This is a genomic window from Micromonospora sp. KLBMP9576 (assembly GCF_050941805.1).
Classification (GTDB): Bacteria; Actinomycetota; Actinomycetes; order Mycobacteriales; family Micromonosporaceae; genus Micromonospora.
The window spans coordinates 2,618,943-2,643,552 of sequence record NZ_CP194567.1 but is presented as its reverse complement, the minus strand read 5'-3'; the positions used below and the strand labels follow the sequence as shown (position 1 = coordinate 2,643,552).

Below are 24,610 nucleotides of genomic sequence, written 5' to 3'. Positions count from 1 at the left end.
ACCCGCTGGTCGGTGGCCGCTCCCGGTGGGAGCGGCCACCGACGCGGTCACCGACGCCGGGGACGGCGGGTGATGGCGAAGCCAGCGACGCCGGCTACGGCGGCGAGTACGCCGCCCACCGCGCTCCAGATCCACCGCGAGCCGAGCACGGGCAACCAGTCGAGGTACCCGCTCCCGGTCTCCTCGGCCGGTTGTGCCGCCGGTTCGGCGCTGAGTATCTTGCCGGCCTGCGTGGGCGCCACCAGCGGCGCCTCAAGCTCACCGTCGTCGCGGGAGTCCTGCTGGTCGGCGCTGACCAGCAGCTCCACATTGACCGGGAGACCGAGGTCGGCTTCCGGCAGCTCGGCCACCGACAACCGGACGTAGTACGTCCCGGGCAGCGGGTCGGCCGACCAGGGCTCGGCCCAGGACCGCACCTGCCGCAGCGTGCAACCGAGCGACACGCCGCCGGTAGCGGCCTCGACCGTGGGGGTCTGCGCGCCGGCGGTGCAGGACTGGCGTCGCCTCAGCCCGTCGAAGACCTCCACCGTCCAGGTCGACGCGCCACTGCGCGCCTTCGGAAACGACACGCTCGCGCTGATCTCGTGCCGGTCACCGGCTTCGGCCGGGAAGGACCAGTACAGGTAGTCGCCGGTGGAGGCGGCCACCCGGACCGGTTGCCCGCCGGCGATCCCGGCGGCGGTCAGGAACGAGGTCCCCGCCCGGGTGACCGGGGTGGCTCCCGGCGAGGGTGTGGGCGCGGCCTGGACCGGGGCGGGTACGGCCAGCAGCGCCATGCCGGCGACGGCCAGCGCCGCCGCGCTCCGGATCGTCGGGGTGATCATCAGTTCTCCCTCCAGGTGGCGACCCACCAGCGGGTGAGCAGGCCGGTAACCAGCCCGGTGAGCAGGCCGGCGACGGTCAGCAGCACCAGCAGCACCCAGCCTCGACCGAGGTCGGGGGCGGCCGGGGCGGGCGAGGACGCCACCACGTCCACGGTCAGCTCGACCGACATTCCAGGGGTCGTCCGGGTGCCCGGCCGGGGCGCGAAGGAGTTGCTGACGACCAGGCAGACGGTGGTGGCCGGGACGGCGGTGGTGCCGTCCGGCGTCGGGGGCACCCCCGGCGCGCGTGTCTCACCCGACGACCAGCGCAGGCCGGCGGAGACCACGTCGGTACGACCGCTGCCGGCGTCCACCCCGCGCACGAGTTCGCGGCCGTCGGTGGCCGTGGCCCGCAGCAGCACCCCGTGGTCGCGGTTGACCGGGCGGTCCAGGGCCATGCTGACCGAGGCCCGCAGTTCCTGCCCGGGACGCACCGGGACCCGGTACCAGCGATGTTCCGAGAAGGCCTCCCGATCGCTGTAGACGCCGGGGCCGAGCAGCGGAGCGTCGTCGCACGCCGACCTACCGGCGACCACGGCCGGGGCCGCCGTGTGGGTGTCCTTCGCACGGTCGACCAGCTGCTTGATCCGGCTGGTCAGCTCGTCGGCGCTCTGCGCGGCGGTGTACGTGCCGCCGGTGGCGGCGGCGATACAGAGCAGCTGCCGGCGCACCTTCTCGTCCGGGGCCAACCCGAGCGTGTCGACCACCAACTTCGTGCCCTTCGCGGCGAGTTCCCGGGCCACCTCGCAGGGGTCCGGCGGGGCGCAGGTGTCCTCGCCGTCGGTGATCAGCACGATCCGTCGGGCGGTCGTACCGGTGCCGAGGTCCTCAGCAGCCGAGCGCAGGGCCAGCCCGACCGGGGTGAACCCGGTCGGTCGCAGGGTTGCCACCGCGGCCTTGGCCTGCACCCGATCGACCGGGCCGACCGGCACGATCTGCTGGGTGTCCAGGCAGCCCACCTTCTTGTTCTTGCCCTGATACGTCGCGCCGAGCACCCGGATGCCGAGCTGGGTCTCCCCGGGCAGCGCGTCGACCACCTCGTTGAAGGCCTGCTGGGCGACGGAGATCCGGCTGCGCCCGTCGATGTCCTTGGCCCGCATCGAGCCGCTGACGTCGAGCACCAACTCGACCTTCGGCGGCTCGGCCGGTGTCTCCTCGTCGGCGAGGACCGGCGCCGGACCGATCATCACGGTCGCCGCCAGCAATCCGAGGAGGACAGCCGCCGATCGTTTCTTAATGATCACCGGCGGAGTGTAGGCCATCCACTGTGGATGACCGTCAGGACGGCGCAGGCGGCCAGGGTCCTCGGGGGACGACGGTGGCTGCGGTCCCTGCCGCCGACAACGCGCGCCCAGCCGCGCGGCGACGGTTGGCACCGGCGGTCAGCGCCGGATCTTGTTCCTACTAGTATCGGCGGCCGCTGCTGCGTACGACATGGGGGTTGGGTTGCATGTGGCCGTTCACGAAGCGACCAAAGGAGCCGGCCCTCGACCCGACCTTCGGCGACCCGCACCGCAAGGCTCTGATCCGCGCGTTGGAGAAGCGCCAGTGGAAGTTCGCCCGGGAACTGCTCGGCATGGCGGCCGATCCGGACGAGACGGCCTTCCTGATGGAGGCGGTCGGCGGGGTCGACGGGATCCAGGACTGGATCGGCGATTGGGTGGACGCCGAGCCTGAGTCGACCCTGCCCGTGCTGGTCGCCGGCTGTCACGCCGTGCACTGGGCGTGGGAGGCACGCGGCGGCAAGCGGGCGAAACACACCACTGCCGCCCAGTTCAAGGGGTTCCGCGAGCGGTTGCACTACGCCGAGGCGATGTTGCAGAGGGTACTGACCCGCGAGCCCGACAACGTGACCGCGCGGGCATGGCTGGTCACCAGTTCCCGAGGCCTGGGTGTCGGGTCGGCGCAGGCCCGGCAGCGCTTCGAGGCGGTGACCCGACTGCACCCGGGGCATGTGGTCGCGCACGAGCAGCGGTTGCAGTATCTGTGTGCCAAATGGTCCGGCAGCCACGAGGAGATGTTCGACTTCGCCCGAAGCGCCGCAACGGCGGCCGGGCCGAACAGCCTCCTGCACGAATTGGTGGCCGTCGCCCACATCGAGAAGTGGCACGCCGCCGAACGACAGGAGGGCAACGAGTACATCGTCTCGGACGAGGTCCGTACCGAGCTCCTCACCGCGGCGGACAACTCGATCTTCCACCCGGACTACGTCCCCGCCGGCCCCGGCTGGGCGCCCCGGGTGGCGGTGTTCGCGATGGCCCTGGAACTGGCCGACGAGTTCGACGCGGCCGCACACGCGTTCGCGCTGCTGGACGGGGTGGTCACCGAGTGGCCATGGCAGATCCTCGGCGACCCGGTCGAGAAGTTCACCGCCTCCCGCGACTACGTGAACACGAACCGCGGCTGACGATCCGGGCGGAGCTGGCAGCCTTCACGCTCGCGCCCACGTTGCGCGCCGTCATGTTCATCGGCTGTCACGCTCGGGCCAGCGCCGGGCCCACCGTGCTGGCACCCACGATGCGACGTGCGGGTGGCCGGACGGTCGCTGGGCGAGATCGGCCTCAACGCCGCCATGGCGGGACACCTGGGCGCGCCGGTCGTTCTGCTCAGCGGGGACGACACCGCCTGCGCGGAGTTCAGTGAGCTGGTGCCCTCGGCGGCCACCGTCGCCGTCAACCAGGCCCTGGCCCAAGCCGCCTGCTGGTGCGGGTGTGGCCCGCGTCGGCGTCGGCGGCCAGCCGGTCGCCTTCCACGCCGCTGACTTCGCCGACGCGTACCGCCTGGTTCAACTGCTTGTCCAACTCGCCGCCATCAAGCCCGGCTGAGCGCCCTGCGGCGGGCCCGGGCACGTGGCTCGAACTGGTCGCGTCCCTGGGGCATGGCAGGCCGCCCTCGTGCGAGTGTTCTACTTGACGGGTGAGCGGCCTGCGAAGTCTCATCGTCCGCTGGCAACGCGGCTGGAGCACGGCTCGCGCGCTGCCCGTCGCCGAGGACGTGGGCGGCGCGCTGCGGGTCCGGTGCATGCAATCGGGCCGCGACATCGAGTACGTCGCGCTCGATGTCGACGAGGACCTCGCGTCGCTCACCACGCTGGCCGAGCTGGTGGCTGGCGAGGACGCCGTCACCTGGCTGACCGTGCCCACCACCGACCCGGCGAGGGCGTCCTCGGCCCTGGCTGCCGCCGGCCTGGTCGTGCTCAAGCACTCGGAACTCCTGATGACAGCCGACCTTCGCGGGCATCCGCAGAGCGTGCCCGTGGCGCCGTACCGGCTCTTCACCCAGGTCGACCCACACGGAGGCGACCGCGTGGTCACGGCCACGGTACGACATGAGTCGGGAGAGGTCGGTGCGCGCGGGACGATGGGACTGGCCGGTGCGGACGCAGTCGCAGACCGGATCGAAACCGTGCCGGCTCATCGCCGCAAGGGCCTGGCCAGCGCGGTCATGAGCGCACTGACCCGTTCCGCGATCGAGGAGGGCGCCGAACAGGGCATCCTCATCGCCAGCGAGGACGGTCAACAGCTGTACATGACACTCGGCTGGCAGCCGGTGGCCGCTGTCCTGATCGCGACGACCCCTGGCAACGCGTACCCGTCCTGAGGGCGCGGACAGCCGCCGCCGACCCGGTCGCCCGGGCGGGCGCGACCCGTACCGCATCGGCTCAGCCCAGCGCGTCCATCAGGGCTGCGACATAGGCGTCCAACCGCTCCTCCACGGCTCGCGTCGTCAGCTCCGTCCTGCCCGCCCCCCGCCACGGCCGCGCCACCGCCCGCACCTCCTCTGAGCACGCCAGCCCGTCCCGCACCTGCCAGTACAGCCGCTCGCTCGCGGTGGCGGCCAGCACCCCGCCGGCCTCCTCATACGCCTGAGCGAACCGCAGACCCCACGCCGGGCCGTGCAGCAGCGCGAGATTGGTGCTGCAGTGCGCCACATCGAGATCCGCCGGGCCCCAGGAGGCGCCGGCCCAGTCGACGACGCCGGTGATCCGGACGCCTGCCGCCCGCGCCGGCGGCAGCTCGAACAGCACGTTGCCCGGCTGGAAGTCCCGGTGCAGGAACCGCCCCTCGTAGCGCGGCACGGGCCCGCGGATGACGTCAATCGCCGCAGCCCACACCGCCGCGTCGGCGCCCTTCGGAGTCACGACGGTGTCGGCGGTCGTCAACGCCACATACTCCCGGGGCCGCACGGCGGGTCGCAACGCGTGGATCGCCACGAGTTGACGGGCCAGCAGAGGAAGGCGGGTCTGCAATCCCTCGTCGTCGAGGACCGTCCGGCCCACGAGATGTGTCATCAGCAGCGACGGACGCTCGCAGTGCACGGCGGTCGGATCAACCGCGACCAGCTCAGGAGCCGGCACCGCGGTCCCCGTGAGCAGGCAGAGGGCGTCGGCCTCCCGGTTCAGCCAGTCCTCGGCGTGTCGCACGTAGAACGGCTCGACGAAGCTCCGCAGCACCAGCTCACGGGTGCTTCCGTCCCCCGTACCGATGGTCAGCCTCCGCATGTCGGCAGTGATGCCACCGCGCAGCGCCTCGGTCCTGACGATCCGTTCGCCGACCTTCAGATGCCGACTCACCCAGGCCAGCGTCAATGGCCGGACAGCCGCCGCCCCATGGTGGTTGGTCACCCTGCCACCCCATCATCCGGAGGGCGGCACGCGCGAGGGTTTTACGCAGGACAGCTCCGACAGTCGCCGCACGGGCGGGCCATCCGCCAGCAACGACAATCCCGGCCGGCCCGGAACGTCCTCAATGATCACGAACCCCCGTCCCGGCACGCGGAACGGCCTTCCGGAAGGCACCCTCACCCGCTGGAACAGCGTCTCGGCCCGTTCCCGATGGAGCTGTCGTCGTGGATCCGCATCGTGGGTGATATATGGCTGGTCGGAACGCAACCACAGATCAGATTAGGACCGGACTGTCAATAAGAGAATCAAGATCGGTGCGGCCACAAGCGACCCGAAACTACAAGGAATTGAGATTCCCATCTCTGCCGGCGGAGTTCCTGGCCGACGAGGGCAACCAACTCTATGCTTGCCGCCGAATGCACTGCGGCTCGTCCGGGCCGAGGGGGACGCCGATGCAAGGATTTACGAATGCGCCGGAAATCTGCTCTGAACAACGGCACCGCTGGCGCCGGCGAGGTAACACCGGACGGCGTACCGCCGACCTCTACCGCAGAGGGCGCCGCGCGCCGATCCGCCGTCGACGAGGAACAGGCGTTTCTCGACCTGGCCACGGCCCGGCATGACCGGCTGACCGAGCGCCTACAGGTCGAGCTTTCGTCAGAGGCCCTGGACGCGTTGGAACGGGCCCGGCAGCGCATGCTCCGCCAGCAGTACGAGGAGCTACGGCGAGCTCGGGAAGGGCTGGTCTTCGGCCGCCTCGACGGCCTTGATGGCACCGTGCGGCACGTCGGCCGTGTCGGTCTCCGCGACGACGGCGAGGACGGTGAGCCACTGCTGGTGGATTGGCGCGCTCCCGCAGCTCGACCGTTCTACACCGCGACGGCTGTCGACCCGCAGGGCCAGGCGCGGCGCCGCCACATCCGCACGACGGGAGCGGTCGTCGTCGGCGTGGACGACGAGCCGCTGGACGGGACGACGACAGCGGGACTCGTCGGTGAAGGCGCTCTGCTTGCCGCCCTCGACCAGCGGCGCACCGGCCGCATGTCGACGGCGATCTCCACGCTGCAACGCGAACAGGACGACATCATCCGGGCCAAGGCGACCGGTCCGCTGATCGTCCAGGGCGGTCCCGGCACCGGCAAGACCGTGGTTGCGCTGCACCGCGTCGCCTACCTGCTGTTCACCCACCGGAAGCTGGCCGACCAGGCGGTCCTGGTCCTCGGCCCCTCGCCGCGGTTCCTCCAGTACATCGGCCAGGTGCTACCCGCGCTCGGTGAGACCGCCGTCGTCTCGGCGACCTGCGACACGCTGCTGGCCGACGTCCGCGTGGGCCGCGACGAGAGCCGGATTCTCGCCGAAATCAAGGGCCGCGCCCTCTGGCAGCCCGCGCTCGAAAGCTACGTCGCGTCGCTGCTCCCCCGGCCTCGCGAGCTGAAGCTGCGCTGGGAGGGCGAGTTCTACGTCATCACCGCTGCAACGGTGGCACAGGCGCTCGCCTCGGCGATGCAGGAACGCCCGTACCACCGCGCCCGAGCGGCGTTCGCCGAGCAGCTGCACCACCTCCTTGCCGAAGCCGTCGTGGAGCAGCGCGAGGCACTGATGGACAAGATGGAGGAGGGCTTCGAGGACATCCTCGCCCGCGTTGACAGCAGCATGGGGCATGACCGCCACTCCGTGCGGATGTCCACCGGCAGTGACATCGACGGATTGCTCTCCGAGGAGGAGATCGACCACCTGCGTACCCGTATCGCCGAGAACGCCACCATCGCCCGGTTCATCGAGGCATGGTGGCCCACCCTCGACGCCGAGACCCTGCTGGGTGATCTCCTGACCGACCGCACCCTGCTGGCCCGGTTCGCCCCACAACTGTCCCCGGAGGAGATGGCCGTTGTCTCCGCCGAGGTAACCCCATGGGCATCGAGCGACATTCCCCTGCTCGACGCCGTTGCCGACCTGCTCGGCGAGGTCGACGCCCCGCAGCCACAGGGCGAGTTCGTCGCCGCCCGCGCTCGCCGGCAGCGCGGCTGGGTGTACGGCCACGTCGTCGTCGACGAGGCGCAGGAGCTGTCCGAGATGCAGTGGCAGATGGTCCTACGGCGCTGTCCCAGTCGATCCATCACCGCCGTCGGCGACATCGACCAGGCGGAGGCAGCGCACCGGCACACCAGCTGGGCACAAGCGGTGCAGGCTGTTTTCGGAAGCCGCTGGACCGCCGCGGAACTGACCATCTGCTACCGGACCCCACGCGAGGTCATGAAGCTCACCGAGCCGGTCTTGCAGAAGGCTGGCAGCCACAACACGCCGCCACTGGCGGTACGCTCCTCCGGCATCGCCCCCTGGGAGCTCACGATCACCCCCGCCGGGCTTGCCGACGCCGCCGCCCAGGCTGTGCGGCAACTGCAGCAACGGTGGCAGGGTGGCACGGTCGGCGTCATCGCCCCCGCGGACCGCGTCGCCGAACTCCTGGCCGTGCTCAGCGATGTGCCGGTGCTCACCGCCACCCAGGCCAAGGGACTGGAATGGGACGCAACGCTACTCATCGATCCCCATGGCATCGCCGCTGAGCCGCGCGGCTGGAACGGCCTCTACGTCGCGCTCACCCGGTGCACCCAGGAACTCGGACAGCTGATACTCACGCAGCAGTCGTGACACCCTCGGACGGAACGTCCGGATACCGGTCGTGTCCTGGGGACGTGAGCATCGCCCCTGCCCTGCCCGCGGGTAGGGATCACCAGCGTGCCCGCCGCGCCGCCGGCGAGCAGCCCGATCAGCCGTGGGGTCAGCCACTGCCGGCGGGGCAGCCGTACGCCTGACGGCGCTGGGCCAGCGGGACCAGCGCGGCGATCGACTGCCGGACCACCGAGAAGACCGGCAGAGTGAGCAACCCGCCGACGAATGCGGCACCGCGCAGCACCGAGTACGGCAGGACCGGTGCCGTCCCCCAGAACAGCGCCGAGGCCGCCGTGGTCAGCAGCATCGGTCGCAGGCCGCGCCGGTCGACCAACCGGCCGAGCAGTGGGGCGCCGAGCGCCGAACCGACCGTCATCACAGCCCCGACGAGCCCGGCGGCGAAGTACCGGTGACCTAGATCGAGTACGTGCAGCGTCATCGCCACCGCCATGGCCGCCACCGGCACTCGGGCCAGGATCGCGACCAGCAGCAGGGGCCGCAACCCCGGCAGCGCGAGCGCGTCCCGGTACGGCTTCAAATCCCACACCGTCAGTACCTCCCGGGCCGCCCTTGCCCAAGACGAGTTGTTCCTAGATTCGGCTTCAGCGGGGTTGCCGTGCGCAACACGTGGCCTATCAGTGATCTAAGACGATCCAGTAGCGCCGCACTGGGCCGTGTTCGGTGTCGCGGATGCCCTCGAGGACGCCGCCGTTGCGTTCGATCGTGCGGGCCGACGGGATGTTGTCGGCCAGACAAGGGATGAGGACGCGATCTAGGCCCAGGACGACGCGAGCCTCCGTGAGCATCTCGCCGAGCGCCCAACTCGCCAGTCCTCGGCGGCGCGCGGACGGCCGGACGCCGTAGCCGATCTGGCCGATCTCGTCGTCGAACCTGTGCCGGAGGACGATTCCCCCGAGTACGTGGCCGTTCTCGACGATCCACCGGGGTGAGCCGTGCCGTTCGTCCGGGCACGGGTCGCCGGCCGGATGGACAAGGCGGACCCGCGCGTGCACCCAAGCGGCGAAGCCTTCGGGCGACTCCACGTCGTCGTCGGCCCCCAGGCCGAAGCCGTCCTCGTGGAGGCCAGGTCCCCAGTCGTCGCGGCATTCCGAGAACGCGGCGTGCAGGCGGGTGGTCGGCAGAATCAGTTCGGGCATGCGGCAGTGTATTGAAAGGCGGACGGCTGAACGAGCCGCTTCCCACGAGCACCGATCGCCCCAGAAGCCGATTCGGCTCCATGAAGTCCACGCGCTTCGACAGTTGCCGGGAGGTGCTGTGCGGCCCTGCTCGGCAATGTCAGCCCGGCCAAAGGCGCGACCCAGACGAGGGACGTCAGGAACTCAGTAAGCCCCATACGCGGGCCATTGTGTGACTTGCGCCCTCGGTTGTGCCGTGAGGGCCCTACCGGGCTGACGTGGCCGTTCTGCCGCGAGCGAACCCGCTTGTCCTGTTGCGGCGCGGTGCGGAGGATCGGTGGATGGATCTCCTCACCGCGGAACGGCAACTCCAAGCCGCCCAGCGCGCCGCCGACGTCGAGTCCCTCGACGCACTACTGCACCCGCAGGTCGTGGGTGCCGGACCGGACGGCACGGTCTTTACGAAGGAAGACGACCTGGAGAGCTACCGCTCGGGTGCACTGCGAATCACCGGCCTGGTGGAGGAGTCGCTCGACGTCCAGGAAGACGGTCAGACCGGGGTGACTCGCATGGTCGCCGCGGTGGATGCCGTTCAGGGCGGTGCCGCCATGTCCGCGCGGTTGCGCTACACCCGACTTTGGGTGCGTGAGGGCGGCAACTGGCGGGTGCTGGCCGCCACCTTCGTCCCGGTCTAGGACGAGGATGGAGTGCACGTTCGCGGTGCCGCTCAGAGCGTCGATGATCGCGTGGGCGCGGGCCGCGGTCTGGTCATGGCTCGAGCCGGGCAGGGCGGCGGATGCCCAAACCAGCCGGCCTGCCGGGTCTGCGACGACTTGGACAGGGCTGTCGCGGCGAGTTCCTCGGGAAGCGGCTCAGCCGAGCCGTTCGGCCCGGACTCGGGTGACCTGGCGGATGGGCTACCGGGCCTTGGACGCCAAGGGCGGCCCCTCGGCCGGGGTCACGCGCTTCGTGCACGTGGCACGGGCCCGCCCGGCCCGCAACGGAGTCGACCGTCAGGAGCCGCGATAGACCGAGTAACCGTACGGGCTCAGCAGGAGGGGTACGTGGTATCGCGGTTGCCGAGGGTCCACGTCCAGGACCACCGAGACCTCGGGGAAGAGGGCGCTCGCGGTACGGAACTGGAGCCGGACGACATGCCCCCGCGCCAGGTCCGGCGCGGGCAGGTCCGTACACCGTCCGTCCCCGTCGGTGCGTGAACCGCCGCACCGCCGCCATGCACCGCTCACCAACTGCCAGAGCTCCACCGGCACGCCCGCCGCGGGTCGACCTGAAACCAGGTCGAGCACGTGGGTCGAGAAGCTGGTCATGCGTACCCTCCCCGCCCACCTGCGGCGGCCACATCCCGCAACAGCGCGTCGAGTCGTAGCGCGTTGATCCGGCACAACTCCTCGCGGGTGGTCTCCCATTCCTGCTCCGCGGAGGTGGTGAGGCGTCTCCGGAGGGCATGCAAGGTCTCCGTGGCGCCACGCCCGGCAGCGCAGATCAGGAAGAGGTGCCCGAAGTGGCGTTCGTAGGCGGCAACCCCGGCGCGCAGGGCCGCCAGCACCTCCGGGCCCCCGTCGGCGATGGTCGCCTGCTCGGCCCTCCCGGCCGGGTCGTCGTGGCTCCGGGCGCCGATTCTCGCGTGGCCGTGCAGCGCGTCGACCAGATCGTCCCGGCTCAGCTCAGCCGTCGCCCGGTCGTTGGCCAGCAGGACCGCGGACCGGTCCGCGTAGGGGCAGCCGGCATACATGACCGTCACCCAGTACGGGCTTGCACAGACCCGCGACAGGGCGTAACGGTCGAGCCAGACGCCGCCCACGTTCCCTGCTGTCATCGTGATCTCCCGACGTCGCGTCGCAGGAGTTCCCCCCGGCAGCCCGAGCCCACCGCCACCCCCGCCAGCCAGGTGGTACGCACAACGCCGGTGATCCGGCGCCCGGCGTAGGGAACAAGTGGGTGTCGGTGCGCCAGTGCCTCCGGCGCCACGACGTGGGTCACGTCCGGTGAGAACGGACCAGGTCCGCCCGGCAACCCGGGACGATCCGGCCCCGGTCGCGGATGCCGGCCACCTTGGCCGGGTTCTCGCACATCCACCGCACCACGTCGCCGACCGCGAAGCCGCGGCGGCGGGCCTCCGTCCACACCAGGGGCAGGCCCAGTTGCAACGAGGCGATCCCGCCCCAGGCACTACCGAAGCCCCTGCCGCGCTTCAGTTCCGGGTTGCACGGTGAGTGGTCTGAGACCACGCAGTCGAGGGTGCCGTCCGCCAGTGCGTCCCACAGGTGATCACGGTGTGCAGCCGAGCGGATCGGTGGACAGCACTTGAATTCGGTCCCGCCGTCGGGTACCTCGTCCGCGGTCAACGTCAGATAGTGCGGACAGGTCTCCGCCGTCACGGCGGCACCGGCCCGCTTCCCACGAGCCACCGCCTTCGCGGCCCCCGCCGAGGAGACGTGCAGGATGTGCGTTCGGGCCCCGGTGTGGATGGCGGCGCGGACGGTGCGAGACACCGCCGACGACTCGGCCAGTTCGGGCCGGGAGGCTAGGAATGTCGGGTAGCGGGGGTCGTCCGGGGCCTCTCGGAGCAGCTCCGGCGCCTCGGCATGGACGAGGAGCAAGCTGTCGAGTTCGCGGATGCGCCGCATGGCCTCCACCAACTGGCCCGGCCCCAGCGGAGGGAACTCCGGCACGCCGCTGTCGGAGAGGAAACACTTGAAGCCATAGACTCCGGCCTCGTGCAGCTCGGCCAACCGGTCGGCGTTCCCGGGCACCGCGCCACCCCAGAAGCCCACGTCGATCGCACACTGGGTTCGGGCCGCCACCCTCTTTACCTCGAGGGCGGCGGCGTCCGTCGTCGGCGGTAGACAGTTCAGCGGCATGTCGATCATCGTCGTGACGCCGCCGAGCGCGGCGGCGCGTGTGGCCGTGAGGAAGCCCTCCCATTCGGTGCGGCCCGGCTCGTTGACGTGCACGTGGGTGTCGACGAGTCCGGGCAGCAGCAGATCCTCGCCCAGGTCGACGTAGCACCGGGCCGGCGGCGGCCGGTGATAGTCCGTCACTGCCGCGATCCGGCCGGCCCTGACGGCGACCGACGCCGGCTGCTCGCCGCCGGGCAGCATCACCCGTGGGGACCGCAGCAGCAGGTCGAACGGCCCGGCGGACGAGGTCACCACCAGGCCAACCCGGGATCGCCGGCACCGGTACGGGCCACCGTCCCCTCGATGAGGCCGTACGGTTCCTCGGTGGCGACGTAGACCGCTGCGGGATTGTCCAACTGGAACGCGGTCAGGTCGACGAGCAGATGGTGCTTGTTCGGCAGAGCCAGCCGCACCTCGACGATCGACGGGACAGCATCCAGCACGCCGCAGGCCATCGCGTGCAGAGTCTGTTGCAGTGACCTGCTGTGAGTGCTGGCGAAGGCGTCGATCAGTGCTGAGCGGGCGGAACGAAAGTCGTCGTCCCACGCGGCGTCGGGCTCCGCCGACGCGTACCGCCAGCGCGCCTGCACCGTCGTGGCCAGCAGGCGGTCGGCGGCCTCGGGCAGGGTCGTGTAGGGGTCGCGGGGGTAGCCCCGGAATTCGGAGCCGGTGGTCTTCAGCAGGGTCAGCCCGCTGACGCCGCCCACCAGCCAACTCCGCTCACCGTCGTGGGTTATCGTGACAGTCCGGTGCTCCGCCCCTACCCGCCGGAACGAGTGGCAATCGTCGGTCGGCTGCCACCCGTGCCACACGAGGCCGACGCGGGCGCGTGACACGGCGGGCTGACTGTCGACGAAGTGCCGGGCCAGCCGCAGGCCGAGCGCTTCCGGGTTGGCGACGCCGAACTGGCGGGCGAACGCGTACACCGTGTTCTTCTGGCTGTCGGTGGCCAGGACCTTGCTGTTGTCCCCGCTGTGGTAGCTGTCGGCCATGTCGCCGGTCAGGGTGACGTCCACGGTGAGGTCGCAGAGCCGGTGCCGGTCCGCGCCCCGGTCCACGTGCACAAGCCGGACCGACTGCTTGCCGTACTGATGATCGGTGAGAAAGGTGCTCATGACGGGTTCCTTCCGTACTGGGGGGAGGCTCGGGGACGACGGCCGTCAGAGGCCGTGATCCGCGAAGGCCCGCCGATAGGCGACCGCCACCTGGTCGAACTTCATGTGCAGCTCGTCGGCGATGTCCATGGGCAGTTGCTCGGGTCGCTGACTCTCCACGACCACCCGGTCCTGCTCGGCCAGCGTCTCCTGGAAGGCGACGTAGCGCTTGTCGTCGCCGTCGAGGTCGAAGTCGCGTGACTGGTAGCAGTAGCCGATCGCGGTCTCGTCGTCGACCGGCTGCGCGGCGAAGTACAACACCCGGCTGCGGCCGGTGTCGTGGTAGTGACTGCGCAGGTGGATCACGTGCGGCAGCGAGAGCACGTAGGTATTGATCATCGTGCCGACTTCGCCGTCGAGGTCGTTCACCCCATCGGCGGCGGGCACGTTCATCGTGAGCGTGTACCGCAGCTCGTGGCCGCGCCGGTCGACGGTATGTTCGGGCACGACGACGTCGTCCCTGCTGCCGAGCAGCCCGTCGTGCAGCCACCCCAGATGTCCGAAGTCGGTGAAGTTCTCCACCATGCGGGCGGCACTCGTCCGCCAGGTGTAGGGCGGGCAGGGCGCGTGCCGGAATCCCGGCGCGCCCCACTCGGGGAAGTCCGGGATGTCCACCGTCGGCTCGCCCAGACAAACCCAGATCAGCCCGTAGCGCTCCTCGCATCTGAAGGCCGGCACGGCCGCGCCGGCGGGGACCGGGCGGGACGGCGGAAACTGGGGGATGAGCGTGCAGCTGCCGTCGCCGTCGAAACGCCAACCGTGGTACGGGCAGACGATCCGGCCGTCCGTCACCTCACCGAGGGAGAGTGCGGTGCCCCGGTGGACGCACAGGTCCCGCAGGCATCGCGCCGTCCCCGCCTCGTCCCTCCACAGCACCAGCGTCCGGCCGAGCAGCACCGTGCGCCGCGGTGCGTCGGTCAGGTCGGCGGCCCAGCCCACCGGATGCCACCAGTCGGACATCGCGTTCTGCTCCACGCGTTCCCTCCTGCTCAGGCCGCGCAGGACCCGCTGGGGCTGTGGCCGATTCGTCGTCATCACCGTGCTCCCTTCCACGAAGGCGTCGGTCAGTAGGGGATCCGGTCGCTCCGGTTGGACCAGGTACGGAAAGGACGGCCAGCGCCCTCGGAGGGCAGCCGCGTCACCGGCATGTCCCACTGTGCGGACGGCCGGTCCAGCAGCTCGTAGAAGCGCAGGTCGTCGAAGCCCGCCTCGGCCGCGTCGTATCGGTCGGCCGCGTACAGGACCCGGTCGATCCGCGCCCACAACGCGGCCGTCAGGCACATGGGGCACGGCTCGCACGACGAAAGCAGGACCGCGCCGTCGAGGCGGAAGTCGTTGACGGTGCGGCACGCGGCCCGGATCGCCATGACCTCCGCGTGTGCGGTGGGGTCCCGGAAGGCCGTCACCCGGTTGCCGCCCTGTCCCACCACAGCGCCGTCGCTGACCACGACCGCGCCGAACGGTCCGCCCCCGGCGCCGATGTTGCACACGGCCAGCTCCACCGCCAGGTCGAGCCACTGCCGCTCCTCGGCGGTGACGACCAGGCTGTCTACGGGCGACTGCACGGTTCGCCTCCGTCGCCGTCCCGGCGGCTCGGCCGGTACCCGTCCGCGCCGGCCTCGATCGCGATCACCGTGGCCAGCAGCAGGTCCGCCCCGGCTACCAGGTCCTCGTCGGCGGTGTCCTCGGCCGGATGGTGACTGAGACCGTCCCGACTCGGAACGAAGATCATGGCGGTCGGTGCCCGTCTCGCCAGGATCTGGGCGTCGTGACCGGCACCGCTGGCGATGGTGCGGTACGCCAGCCCGAGGCCGTCCGCGCAGCGCCGCACCAGTGCGGCGAGGGCCGGGTCGGTGAGCTGCGGCGCGACACGCACGGTGGTCCGCACCATGGGGGCGACCGCGCGTTCGGCGGCCACCTCCTCGATCCGCGCCTGGACCTCGCGCGCCGCCTGATCGAGGACCTTCTCGTCGAGGTCACGCAGCTCAACGGTGAGGTGCACCTCCCCGGCGATGACGTTCGTACCGTTGGGCACGACCTCCAGCCGGCCGACGGTCGCGCGCGCGCACCCGCCCCGGTCGGCTACGTCCCGCACCATCAGCACCACATCGGCGGCGGCGAGCAAGGCGTCCCGACGGTCGGCCATGGGCGTGGTGCCGGCGTGCCCGGCGACGCCGACCAACCGGACGTCGAGAACGACGCGGCCGACGATGCCGTCGACGACGCCGATCGGCACACCCTCCCGTTCCAGCACCGGCCCCTGCTCGATGTGCAGCTCCAGGTAGGCGCCGAGCATTTCCGGCTCCCACCGGGCCTCACCGATCCGGTCCAGGTCCCCGCCCACGAGGCGCAGTGCCTCCCGCAGCGGGCGGCCCCGCACGTCCACCGGCTCGGCGGGCGGCGCCGGGTCACCGATCAGGGCACGAGACCCCCAGAACGGCTGCGGGAAAAGCGCGCCCTCCTCGTTGGCGAACGCCACCGCCACCGGCGGGTACGGACAGTCGGCACCGGTCTCGTGCAGCCGGCGCAGCACCTCCACGGCGGCCAGCACCCCGTACGCGCCGTCGAGGCGGCCGCCGTGTGGAACGGTGTCGAGGTGACTGCCCAGCAGCACCGCGGGGCGGTCCAGCGGATCGGAGGGGCGCCGGACGAGCAGGTTACCGGCGGGATCGACCTCACTGCACAGGCCGACGGCCAGGCAGCGGTGCCGCAGCCAGGACACCGCCTCCCGGTCCACGGCGCTGAACGCCGGGCGGGTGACTCCTCCCTCGGGTGTCGCGCCGATCCGGGCCAGTTCCGCGAGGTCCGCCAGGAGGCGGTCGCCCCGAACCCGGTCACGCGGCGCACGCATCCGCGCCGTCGACGCCGAACTCGTCAGCGTCATGCCTCCAACACCTCCTCGGCGAACGGCACGCCGACGAGCGCGGCGTCCGCGCTGCGAGCGCTCCGCTCGACCATCGCGACGGCCTCCTCCGCCGTGTCGGCGAAGAGGAGGGACGCCCCGGCCAGCGCGTCGGCGTAACCGCGCAACGCCAGGTCGTCCAGCAGCTGCACCAGGCGGTCCCAGAGACCGTCGGCACGCAGCAGCACGAGTGGCTTCCCGGTCACGTCCAGGGCCTGCATGGAGATCACTTCCAGGATCTCGTCGAGGGTCCCGATGCCGCCCGGTAGCACCAGGAAGGCATCGGCCCGTTCGAGCATCACCCGCTTGCGGTCGAGCAGGTCCCGCGTGACCACGGTCTGCTGTGTGGGGGCAAGCTGGTGCCGTTCCCGCAGCCGCAGGAACTCCGGGATCACGCCGGTGACCGGCACATCCGCGTCGGCGGCGGCCCAGGCCACCGCGCCCATGACGCCGACACCCCCGGCGCCGTAGATCAGCTCGTGACCACGGGCGCCGAGCAGCGTGCCCACGGCCGCGGCCAGCCGGCGATCCTCCGGACGGCCGGGCCGCGCGCCGCCGAAGACGCAGACGCGTAGCGGTCCGGACGGAACATCGTGGATCATCGAAAGGCTCCTTCGTGTCGGCATAAGGGGGCGGTCAGGGTCCGCGGGGCGGACCGCAGCAGCTGAACGAAGTGCTCGTGCAACCGTCGAACCGTGGTCTGTGCGAACAGCTCCCTGCGGTACCCCCACACGCATGCCCGCCGGTCCCCGGCGAGCAGGGTCATCGCCAGGGCGGTGCTGCATAACCCGTAGCAGCACCGCGCGGCCGCGCCGGACCAGTTCGTCATGCCCGCTCGTCCCCCGCCGATGCCGGTGCTGCCGCCCGCCGCAGCCAGCCGTCGGGGTCGGGCAGTCGTCCGTACTGCCGCGCCAGCAGGGCGTTCCGCAGCGCAAGGGTGACCGGGCCCGCCCGGCCGTCGCCGATGGTCCAGCCGCTGTGCCCGTCCTTGACCACACCGACCGGGGTGACGCCTGCGCCCGTGCCGCAGGCGAACGCCTCGGTGATCCGGCCCTCGGCGCAACCGCTGCGCCACTCGTCGACCGAGATCGGTTCCTCGCGGGGGTTGAGGCCCATCCGGGCAGCCAGGGTCAGCAGGGTGTCCCGGGTGACGCCGGGCAGCAGTCCACCGGTGAGCGGTGGCGTCAGCACCTCGGCGTCGCCGCCGCGGCCGCGGACGAAGAAGAGGTTCATGCCGCCCATCTCCTCCACCCACCGCCGGTGCACGGCGTCGAGCCAGACGACCTGCTGACAGCCGTGCTCGACGGCGACCGCCTGCGCGAGGTAGGTGGGTGCGTAGTTGCCGGCGTACTTCACGTCACCGGTTCCACCGGGAATGGCCCGGACATGGTCGTGACTGATCCAGACCGACACCGGATCGGGCTGGTCGGCGAAGAACCCGCCGGTAAGGAAGGCCTGCAGGACGAAGGTGTACTCCCGGGCGGGACGCAGTGCGAGGTTCGCCTCGGTCGCCACCAGCAGGGGCCGCAGGTACATGCTCAGGGTCGGGTCGGCCGGCAGCTGCGGTCCGTCAGCCTCCACCAGCAGGTCCACCGCCTGCAGGAAGTCAGCTGCCGATAGCGGCGGTATCGACAGTCTGCGTGCTGAGATCCGCATCCGGTGGGCGTGCTGCGCCGGGCGGAAGGCCGCCACCGTGCCGTCGTCCAGCCGGTGCGCCTTCAGCCCTTCGAACACGGCCTGGCCGTAGTGCAGGCCGACGCACGCCGGGTCCACGGAGAGCAGCCCCCGGGGCTGCAGCCGGAGCCGTTGCCAGCCCTGATCGGCCTGCCAGGTCGACATGACCATGTGGTCGGTGAAGGCTGATCCGAATTCGAGCCGGGCGGTGGAGGCGGCCCGATCGGGGCCGGCGATCGCCTGGGTCATCTGATGCTCCCTCAGACCAGCGGGGCGAAGAAGAAGGTGTCTCGGCGCAGGAACGTCAGCTGCGGGGTCAGCGAGAAGAAGTCCGCGAACCGCAGAGTGATCTCCCGACCGTCCCGCAAGACGCCGCGGAAGGTGCCGTGCACGCCCACCTCGGCCCCGTCGACGACGAACCGGTCCACCTTGTGGGCGCCCCGGTCGATCACGCGATCCTGCAGATAGAAGCGCCGCAGGGCGTCGTGTCCGCACAGGGGCTCGTACCCGGGTCGGTGGTAGGTCGCCGTGGGATCGAAGAGCGCGACGAGCCGGGCGACGTCACCGGCGTCCACCAGTTGGTAGTAGGTGAGCACGCGCTCCTTCACGGCGTGCTCGGACGGTGCGAGGGAAGCTTCCTGCTGGGTGGTCATTGCTGTCCTCCTGAGGTCTGTCGGTCCGAAGAGGTTGCGGCCGGAGTGCGGCCGCAGTAGCCGGCCGCGGACAGCCAGGCGGTCCAGGGCTTGACCGAGAGCCAGGTGGCAAGGCTTTGGCTGGCGAAGCGTTCCAGGAGCCCCAGGCTGATGTCGGACTCGATGTCATGGGGCACCCCGACCGCTCCGGGGAATGCGATCCGCACGCTCACGCGGAGCTGGTTGGCCACCGCGATCCGGTGAGCGACGAGAGGCGGGCCGATGGTCCCGTTCGCCCGTCCGGGTGGACCCGCGGATCAGGTCAGGACGTTGCCACCACCGATTCGGGCTGGCCGAGACCGACGACCGTCGAGGTAGGCGAAAGCCCGCTGCAGCCAGCGGTCACGGCCGTCGTACCGGGGCCGGAAGGAGGTGCGTCCGTGCAGGGTGATCCGGTTGTCGACGACGACCAGGTCCCCGGGCAGCAGCTCCACGGTGCGGCAGACGGACCGCACCGCCTGGCCGAACTCATCGATGGCCGCGGCCGCACGCGGGTCCAGCGCGGAGGTGCTGGTGAAGTCCACGCGGACGTCGGGGTCCTCGCCGTCGCCCTCGAGGACGGCGTGCGGGGTCGGCGTGCCCGAGGCCCCGAACGACGCGGGCGCGGTGGTGACGAACCGCCGCTCGGCCAGCACTGCCCGGGTGTCCTCGGGCAGGAGCTCGGCGGCCTCCCGTACCGACGCGATCAGCAGGCCGGCTTCGTGGTCGTGGTCGGGCCGCAGGCCCAGCAGCGACACGTAATGCGGCCGGTGCTCGTGGAAGGCGTTTTCCACGTGCATCCGCAAGGCGGCCGAACCGGCGTTGCCCTGGAAGCGCTCCTGCCCCGGGACCGGCACGACGTCCTGGACCAGCGCTCCGAACTTCTCGGCCCGGTACGCGATGAGCTCCCCGATCTGCAGCATCACCATGGCGAGCACACCCGCCGGGCCGGAGGGCGAGCGCTGCACGGAGTCCATCACGGCGGGGGTGGGCGGCAGGAGGTCGCCGAAGTCGGGCAGGTTGCGGACGAGCAGCACGCCCGACCGGCCGGGATCGCGGCGGAAGAGCCGCAGCGCGTCCCGGACGGCGAGCGGCAGTCGGTTGGACATCAGCAGGGCGACGCGGAGCCACTCGGCGTCGTCGATCAGCGCCGCTCCCTGGCCGGCCAGGTCGGTGGCGAGCGCACGCACGTCCTGCCGCTCCTGCTCGTCGAGTCGGACGACGGTGAGGGCCGACTCGGTGCTCGTCGTCCGGGTGTCGATGGACACGGGGGTCACCTGCTTTCGATCGGGGTGCTGGTCGGGAGGGGTCCCGACCGGGCGAACCGGCGGGGCAGGCCCGACCATGTCGACGGGTCGTAGAAGTGCCCGCCGGGCAGGGCGTCGACCCGGAGCGGTCCGGCCGCGGCGACGGCCCACTCATCCGCAACCCGGGGATCGACGATGGGGTCGTCCACACCGTGCAGCACTTGGACGGGCAGCCGGGTCCGGCGGCCCGGGTCGGGTGAGTAGCTGTCGCGGATCCGCACGTCGGCCCGCATGAGGTCCACGGCGATCGAGCTCAGCTCCGGGTCGACCGACGCGTAGTCGGGAAGTGCTCCCGCCTGCCGCATCCAATCGAGTAACCGGCCATCGGAGTCCTCACGGCGAGGGAACCGGTCGCGCTCGGTCACCCCCCGGAACGGGGCGTTGCAGGCGGACACGACGACGACGTCCGGGGTCGGGCCTCCGGTCCGTTCGATCCTGGTGGCCACGTCGAAGGCCATCCAACCGCCCATGCTGTGGCCGAACAGGGTGTAGGGGCGGTCGGCGGCGAGCAGGACGCACTCGGTGGCGTCCGCAGCCAGTTCGTCCCAGGTCCGGGCGAACGGCTCGGTGAAGCGGGCCTCCCGCCCGGGGTAGCACACCAGTGCCAGATCGGTGTCATCGTCGACGGCCTGCGCCCAGCCCCGATAGCTGCCCGTGCCGCCGCCGCAGAACGGCAGGCACACCAGGCTGCGGGCGGCATCCGACCGGCCGAGGGGGTGGACCATGGTGGGTCGGCGGGTCGGCGGGGCCGCGGGGGTCGAAGGGGACATGGGCGCCACGCTAGGAACGCCAGGCATCCGCGCGGCATCGGTGCGCTATCGGGAGCCCGGTTTCGAGGATCGACTATCGACAACTCTTGACACCGCCTTCGCGCTGCCGTCATGCTCGCTCGGGTGACCGACGACGGAAGCGACCCGATACGACGGCTCGACGCGCGGAGCATGTACGCACTGGCGCATCCACTGCGGGTCGAGATCCTCGCGCTGCTGCGCAGCGTCGGGCAGGCCACCACCACCCAACTCGCCGACCGGCTCGGCCAGCGGCCAGGAACCGTGGCCTGGCACGTCAAGCAGCTCCTCAAGCACCGGTTCGTCGAGGACCTGCCGCAGCGTGGCGCCAACAACGAGCGCTGGTTCCGTGCCACGCAGCGCCGCATCGAGGTGCATCCCGCCGACTTCGGGGACGCACCCGGTGCGGGTGACGCCCTGCGGGCCTACGCAGGTGGCCTCTTCGCCACGGCGACCCGCCGGGTCAGCCGCTGGCTCAACGGGGAGTGGGGGCCCGAGTGGAGCGACGCGGTCACTGTCTCCGACTGGGCGTTGGAGCTCACCCCCGAGCAGCTCGGGGCGCTCGTCCGCGACATCGGGGACGTGCTCGCCCGTCACGCCGACGCCGTGGCGGACCGGCCCCAGCCCGGGGCGCGCCGGGTGGTCGTCCAACTCCAGGCCTTCCCAGACGCGCCGGAGCAGGCACCGGCCGAAACCCGCTAGGACCTCACCGACCACGCCACCGGAGGTCGCCATGCGACGCCTGATCGTCCTCCTCCTGACCAACGCCACCTCGACCACGGGTACGGCGGTCATCCTGGTCGGCCTGCCGCTGTTCGTGCTGGCTTCGGGCGGCACCGGGGCCCAGACCGGGCTCGTCGCCGCGGCCGAGACGGCGGGCCTCGCGACGGCCGCGCTACTCGGCGGGCCGCTCATCGACAAGCTCGGCGGACGGGGGGTCGCGATCTGGTCCGACGTGCTCGCCGGCGCCACCATCGCCGCCATCCCGTTGCTGCGGACGGTGGGCGCCGACTCCATCTGGGTGCTGGCTCTCTGCGGCGCGCTCTTCGGGCTGACCCGGGCACCCGGGCAGACCGCCCGACAGGTCCTGCTGGCCGTGCTCATTCGCGACGCGAACATCGTCGGTGAACGCGCCACCAGCATCAACGAGGGCGCGACGCGCCTCGGCCGGATGATCGGCGCCGCCCTGGCCGGGCTGCTGGTCGCGCTCGTCGGCGCCGTCCCGACCCTCCTGGCGGCCGCGGTGTGCTTCGCCTGCTCCGGCATGACACTGCTGGCCGTGCAGGTGCCCCCCGCGAGCCGCCCGGACGAGGAGCGGGACCGCAACGGCTACCTCGCCCAGCTCGTGGACGGCATGCGCTACCTGCGCCGGGACCGGCTCATCGCCTCGATCGTCGCCCTGGTGATGATCACCAACCTGATCGACGCCGCGGCCTCCAGCGTGCTGTTCCCCGTCTACGCCGACCGGGTGCTGCGCAGTCCGGCCGCACTGGGCGTCATGGTCGGCACGTTCGCGGGCTGTGCCCTCCTCGGCGCCCTGCTCTTCGCGGTCGTCGGGCCGCGGATGCCCCGCTGGGCGACCTACACCGCCGTCATGCTGATCGGCGGCGCCCCGCGGCTGCTCGTGCTGGGGCTCGACCCCGGCCTGCCGCTGATCACCGCGACCATGGCCGTCTCCGGGATGGCGTTCGGCGCGGTCAACCCCCTGCTGTTCGCCGTGTGCTACGAGCGGATCCCCGATGCGATGTTGAGCCGGGTGATGAGCACCATCTCCGCCTGCGTCCTGCTCGGCTCGCCGATCGGCGCGATCGCCGGCGGCCTGGCCACCGACGCGCTCGGCATCCATGCCGCCGTCACCATCGCGGGCGCCGTCTACCTGCTGGTGACACTGTGCCCGCTCATCTTCCGCCGCACCTGGCGCGGGTTGGACCGGGCACCGGCACCCGCGCCGGCCGGGCTCGCCGCCGCCCGGGGATAGCCGCCCGAAAACCTCCCGATGGCCGGTCCCCCCATCGTCGGACCCACATCCGACACCCACACCGGAGGGGCACCATGGCATCCAGGTGGTTGCACGTCCCGCAGCCCGCACCCGAGGCCGCCGTGCAGCTGTTCTGCGTCCCGTACGCAGGCGGCGGGTCGACTGTGTACCAGCAGTGGCCCGCGGGCCTGCCGGGGATCGAGGTGACCGCGGTGCGACTGCCGGGCCGGGAGAGCAGCTTCGGCGAACCCGCCCACCGCGAGATCCGCCCGCTCGTGAGGGAGCTGGCCGCACGGCTCCTCCCCCTCACCGGGCGACCGTACGCCCTGTTCGGCCACAGCATGGGCGCCCGGATCGTGTTCGAGGTGTGCCACGAGCTGGCCCGGTTGGGGGCACCGCCGCCCCGGCACCTGTTCGCGTCCGCCTGCCCGGCGCCCAGCTGCCCGCCGCACCTCCCGGCGTCGCACCTGCCCGACGCGGAGTTCGTCGCCCAGCTCGCCGACATCGGCGCGCCCGCGGACTTTCTCGCCGACGACGAGCTCGTGCAGCTCCTGCTGCCGGTGCTGCGCGCCGACTTCGCCGTGGTCGAGTCCTACCGCTACGAGCGGCGGGCGCCGCTGGACGTCCCGATCACGGTGTTCGGCGGTGACCGGGACCGGCACGTGGTACCGGCGAGCCTGCGGGACTGGGCCTCGGAGACCCGTGCCCGGTTCCGCCTGCGCCTGGTCGACGAGCTGCGCTACGAGCACCTGGAGGTGCGGGCCAGACCGGGTCCGCCGTCCCGATCGGGCGTGCCGTCGGCGACCGGACGCTGGCGCTGCTCGACGAGCACGGCGACCCCGTCCCGGACGGCGAGGTCGGCGAGCTGTACTTGGGCGGCCCGGCCGTCGCCCGCGGCTACCGGGGCCGCCCCGCGCTGACCGCGCAGTGCTTCGTCCCCGACCCGGCCGTGCCCGGGGCCCGCCGATACCGCACCGGCGACCACGTCCGCCGCCGTCCGGACGGCGTCCTGGAGTTCGTCGGCCGGATCGACGGGCAGGTCAAGGTCCGCGGCTTCCGTGTCGAGGTCGACGAAGTCGCGGCGCAGTTGCGCGCGCACGGCGACGTGCAGGACGCGGCCGTCGTGCCCCGGCCGGGCCCAGCCGGGAGCACCGAACTGGTCGGCTACGTGGTCGGCCACCGGGACGCCGCTGTCGATCCGGACCGCATCAGCGGTTTCGTCGCCGAGCGGCTCCCGGCGGCCATGGTGCCGTCCTGGATCGTCGTGCTCGACCGGCTCCCGCTGACCCGCAACGGCAAGCTCGACCGACGGGCGCTCCCGGATCCGGTCCCGGTCGGTCCCACGGACGCCGCCCCGCCCGCCGGACCCACTGAGGAGTTCCTGGCCGCGGTGTGGCAGGACCTGCTGCGCGTGCCCGTCGTGGGGCGCGACCAGGACTTCTTCCAGCTCGGTGGCCAGTCGCTGCTCGCCACCCAGGTCGTCTCCCGAATCCGGCAACACGCCGGGGTCGAACTGCCGGTACGTGCGGTGTACGACACGCCGTCGCTGGCCGGCCTGGCCGCGGCCGTGGACCGGGCAGCCCAGGGCGGTCGCTCCGCAGCCGCCGGCATCGTCCGCGTCCCCCGCACCCGTCGCCGCTCCACCACCAGAAGCTGAAGCCACAGGGGCATCCCGATCGCTGGAGATCCTCTACTGCAGCACCGCATTGCTGGTGTAGGCCGTCACCGGCCCCGCGACGGCCGTCCTCGACCTGGGCGCCGGTACGGGGCTACTCACCGGCGTGGTTGGCCAGACAATACCGGAGGCCACCATCACGATGACGGGCAAGTCGGCCGCCATGCTGGAGACGGCCGCGAGCGGTTCGCCGGGACGAGCTGGCGTCGACGGAGGTCGCGAGTTGGGCCTGTGGATATAACGGTGT

General features: G+C 71.6%; 27 protein-coding genes and 2 pseudogenes. 10 read left to right on the top strand and 19 right to left on the bottom strand.

Annotated features, from left to right (window positions below):
* Positions 1-47 precede the first annotated feature (47 nt).
* Positions 48-824 (bottom strand): peptidase, encoded by a 777-nt coding sequence (locus ACQ452_RS11885; protein WP_433393113.1) that lies wholly within the window; start codon positions 822-824, stop codon positions 48-50.
* Complete coding sequence (locus ACQ452_RS11880; RefSeq protein ID WP_433393111.1) at positions 824-2,107, bottom strand: VWA domain-containing protein; 1,284 nt, start codon at positions 2,105-2,107, stop codon at positions 824-826. Before ACQ452_RS11880 ends, ACQ452_RS11885 begins: the two co-directional genes overlap by 1 nt.
* 206 nt (positions 2,108-2,313) lie before the next feature.
* Between ACQ452_RS11880 and ACQ452_RS11875 the strand changes: the two genes are divergently transcribed.
* The 3 genes from ACQ452_RS11875 (at position 2,314) to ACQ452_RS11865 (ending at position 4,463) form a co-directional block, all read left to right on the top strand.
* On the top strand, positions 2,314-3,270 hold the full coding sequence (locus ACQ452_RS11875; protein ID WP_433393110.1) for a DUF4034 domain-containing protein: 957 nt from the start codon (positions 2,314-2,316) through the stop codon (positions 3,268-3,270).
* Between the two features lie 165 nt (positions 3,271-3,435).
* The gene (locus ACQ452_RS11870; protein ID WP_433394112.1) at positions 3,436-3,624 is read left to right on the top strand and encodes a M55 family metallopeptidase; all 189 of its coding nucleotides are present in this window, start codon (positions 3,436-3,438) and stop codon (positions 3,622-3,624) included.
* A 155-nt stretch (positions 3,625-3,779) separates the two neighbouring features.
* Positions 3,780-4,463 (top strand): GNAT family N-acetyltransferase, encoded by a 684-nt coding sequence (locus tag ACQ452_RS11865; RefSeq protein WP_433393109.1) that lies wholly within the window; start codon positions 3,780-3,782, stop codon positions 4,461-4,463.
* Between the two features lie 61 nt (positions 4,464-4,524).
* On the opposite strand, the gene ACQ452_RS11860 is transcribed toward ACQ452_RS11865, so the two are convergent.
* Entirely contained in the window at positions 4,525-5,436 is a 912-nt protein-coding gene (locus ACQ452_RS11860; protein ID WP_433393108.1) for a phosphotransferase family protein, read from the bottom strand.
* Between the two features lie 519 nt (positions 5,437-5,955).
* Between ACQ452_RS11860 and ACQ452_RS11855 the strand changes: the two genes are divergently transcribed.
* Positions 5,956-8,136 carry a HelD family protein gene (locus ACQ452_RS11855; protein WP_433393106.1) on the top strand — a complete coding sequence of 727 codons (2,181 nt, stop codon included), beginning with the start codon at positions 5,956-5,958 and terminating at the stop codon, positions 8,134-8,136.
* A gap of 154 nt (positions 8,137-8,290) precedes the next feature.
* Here ACQ452_RS11855 and ACQ452_RS11850 read toward each other — a convergent pair.
* Positions 8,291-8,695: pseudogene (locus ACQ452_RS11850) on the bottom strand (MFS transporter); the annotation flags it as partial.
* Positions 8,696-8,792: 97 nt separating this feature from the next.
* Complete coding sequence (locus ACQ452_RS11845; protein WP_433393104.1) at positions 8,793-9,314, bottom strand: GNAT family N-acetyltransferase; 522 nt, start codon at positions 9,312-9,314, stop codon at positions 8,793-8,795.
* A gap of 320 nt (positions 9,315-9,634) precedes the next feature.
* Here ACQ452_RS11845 and ACQ452_RS11840 point away from each other — a divergent pair, with 320 nt between their 5' ends.
* Positions 9,635-9,988: a nuclear transport factor 2 family protein gene (locus ACQ452_RS11840; RefSeq protein WP_433393102.1), complete on the top strand. Its 354-nt coding sequence runs from the start codon at positions 9,635-9,637 to the stop codon at positions 9,986-9,988.
* Between the two features lie 30 nt (positions 9,989-10,018).
* Here the strand turns inward: ACQ452_RS11840 and ACQ452_RS11835 are convergent.
* From ACQ452_RS11835 to ACQ452_RS11770, 14 genes and pseudogenes are all read right to left on the bottom strand, one after another.
* Positions 10,019-10,132 (bottom strand): annotated as a pseudogene (locus ACQ452_RS11835) (IS5/IS1182 family transposase); the annotation flags it as partial.
* Between the two features lie 174 nt (positions 10,133-10,306).
* Positions 10,307-10,621: a hydroxyisourate hydrolase gene (gene uraH / locus ACQ452_RS11830; RefSeq protein ID WP_433393101.1), complete on the bottom strand. Its 315-nt coding sequence runs from the start codon at positions 10,619-10,621 to the stop codon at positions 10,307-10,309.
* Positions 10,618-11,130, bottom strand: a complete 513-nt coding sequence (locus ACQ452_RS11825; RefSeq protein ID WP_433393099.1) for a 2-oxo-4-hydroxy-4-carboxy-5-ureidoimidazoline decarboxylase — start codon at positions 11,128-11,130, stop codon at positions 10,618-10,620. Before ACQ452_RS11825 ends, uraH begins: the two co-directional genes overlap by 4 nt.
* A gap of 160 nt (positions 11,131-11,290) precedes the next feature.
* Complete coding sequence (gene allB, locus ACQ452_RS11820) at positions 11,291-12,469, bottom strand: allantoinase AllB (protein WP_433393098.1); 1,179 nt, start codon at positions 12,467-12,469, stop codon at positions 11,291-11,293.
* Positions 12,463-13,329 (bottom strand): factor-independent urate hydroxylase, encoded by an 867-nt coding sequence (gene pucL / locus ACQ452_RS11815; protein ID WP_433393096.1) that lies wholly within the window; start codon positions 13,327-13,329, stop codon positions 12,463-12,465. Before pucL ends, allB begins: the two co-directional genes overlap by 7 nt.
* 45 nt (positions 13,330-13,374) lie before the next feature.
* On the bottom strand, positions 13,375-14,403 hold the full coding sequence (locus ACQ452_RS11810) for a Rieske 2Fe-2S domain-containing protein (RefSeq protein ID WP_433393094.1): 1,029 nt from the start codon (positions 14,401-14,403) through the stop codon (positions 13,375-13,377).
* Positions 14,404-14,432: 29 nt separating this feature from the next.
* Positions 14,433-14,933: a nucleoside deaminase gene (locus tag ACQ452_RS11805; protein ID WP_433393092.1), complete on the bottom strand. Its 501-nt coding sequence runs from the start codon at positions 14,931-14,933 to the stop codon at positions 14,433-14,435.
* Entirely contained in the window at positions 14,918-16,252 is a 1,335-nt protein-coding gene (locus ACQ452_RS11800; RefSeq protein ID WP_433393090.1) for a Zn-dependent hydrolase, read from the bottom strand. Before ACQ452_RS11800 ends, ACQ452_RS11805 begins: the two co-directional genes overlap by 16 nt.
* Positions 16,249-16,872 carry a TIGR00730 family Rossman fold protein gene (locus ACQ452_RS11795; protein ID WP_433393088.1) on the bottom strand — a complete coding sequence of 208 codons (624 nt, stop codon included), beginning with the start codon at positions 16,870-16,872 and terminating at the stop codon, positions 16,249-16,251. The genes ACQ452_RS11800 and ACQ452_RS11795 overlap by 4 nt, the downstream gene beginning before the upstream one ends.
* A gap of 223 nt (positions 16,873-17,095) precedes the next feature.
* Positions 17,096-18,193: a branched-chain amino acid aminotransferase gene (locus tag ACQ452_RS11790; protein ID WP_433393086.1), complete on the bottom strand. Its 1,098-nt coding sequence runs from the start codon at positions 18,191-18,193 to the stop codon at positions 17,096-17,098.
* Between the two features lie 11 nt (positions 18,194-18,204).
* The gene (locus tag ACQ452_RS11785) at positions 18,205-18,597 is read right to left on the bottom strand and encodes a nuclear transport factor 2 family protein (protein ID WP_433393084.1); all 393 of its coding nucleotides are present in this window, start codon (positions 18,595-18,597) and stop codon (positions 18,205-18,207) included.
* Complete coding sequence (locus ACQ452_RS11780; protein ID WP_433393082.1) at positions 18,594-18,827, bottom strand: hypothetical protein; 234 nt, start codon at positions 18,825-18,827, stop codon at positions 18,594-18,596. The genes ACQ452_RS11785 and ACQ452_RS11780 overlap by 4 nt, the downstream gene beginning before the upstream one ends.
* A gap of 66 nt (positions 18,828-18,893) precedes the next feature.
* The gene (locus tag ACQ452_RS11775; RefSeq protein WP_433393080.1) at positions 18,894-19,883 is read right to left on the bottom strand and encodes a TauD/TfdA family dioxygenase; all 990 of its coding nucleotides are present in this window, start codon (positions 19,881-19,883) and stop codon (positions 18,894-18,896) included.
* A 5-nt stretch (positions 19,884-19,888) separates the two neighbouring features.
* Positions 19,889-20,692 (bottom strand): thioesterase II family protein, encoded by an 804-nt coding sequence (locus tag ACQ452_RS11770; protein WP_433393078.1) that lies wholly within the window; start codon positions 20,690-20,692, stop codon positions 19,889-19,891.
* 123 nt (positions 20,693-20,815) lie between these two features.
* Between ACQ452_RS11770 and ACQ452_RS11765 the strand changes: the two genes are divergently transcribed.
* From ACQ452_RS11765 to ACQ452_RS11745, 5 genes are all read left to right on the top strand, one after another.
* Complete coding sequence (locus ACQ452_RS11765) at positions 20,816-21,412, top strand: helix-turn-helix domain-containing protein (protein WP_433393077.1); 597 nt, start codon at positions 20,816-20,818, stop codon at positions 21,410-21,412.
* 31 nt (positions 21,413-21,443) lie between these two features.
* Positions 21,444-22,688, top strand: a complete 1,245-nt coding sequence (locus ACQ452_RS11760) for an MFS transporter (protein WP_433393075.1) — start codon at positions 21,444-21,446, stop codon at positions 22,686-22,688.
* 74 nt (positions 22,689-22,762) lie between these two features.
* Complete coding sequence (locus tag ACQ452_RS11755; protein WP_433393073.1) at positions 22,763-23,608, top strand: thioesterase II family protein; 846 nt, start codon at positions 22,763-22,765, stop codon at positions 23,606-23,608.
* Positions 23,500-24,345, top strand: a complete 846-nt coding sequence (locus ACQ452_RS11750; RefSeq protein WP_433394110.1) for a phosphopantetheine-binding protein — start codon at positions 23,500-23,502, stop codon at positions 24,343-24,345. Before ACQ452_RS11755 ends, ACQ452_RS11750 begins: the two co-directional genes overlap by 109 nt.
* A 124-nt stretch (positions 24,346-24,469) precedes the next feature.
* Positions 24,470-24,604, top strand: coding sequence for a hypothetical protein (locus ACQ452_RS11745; RefSeq protein ID WP_433393071.1), 135 nt, complete (start codon positions 24,470-24,472; stop codon positions 24,602-24,604).
* Positions 24,605-24,610 lie beyond the last annotated feature (6 nt).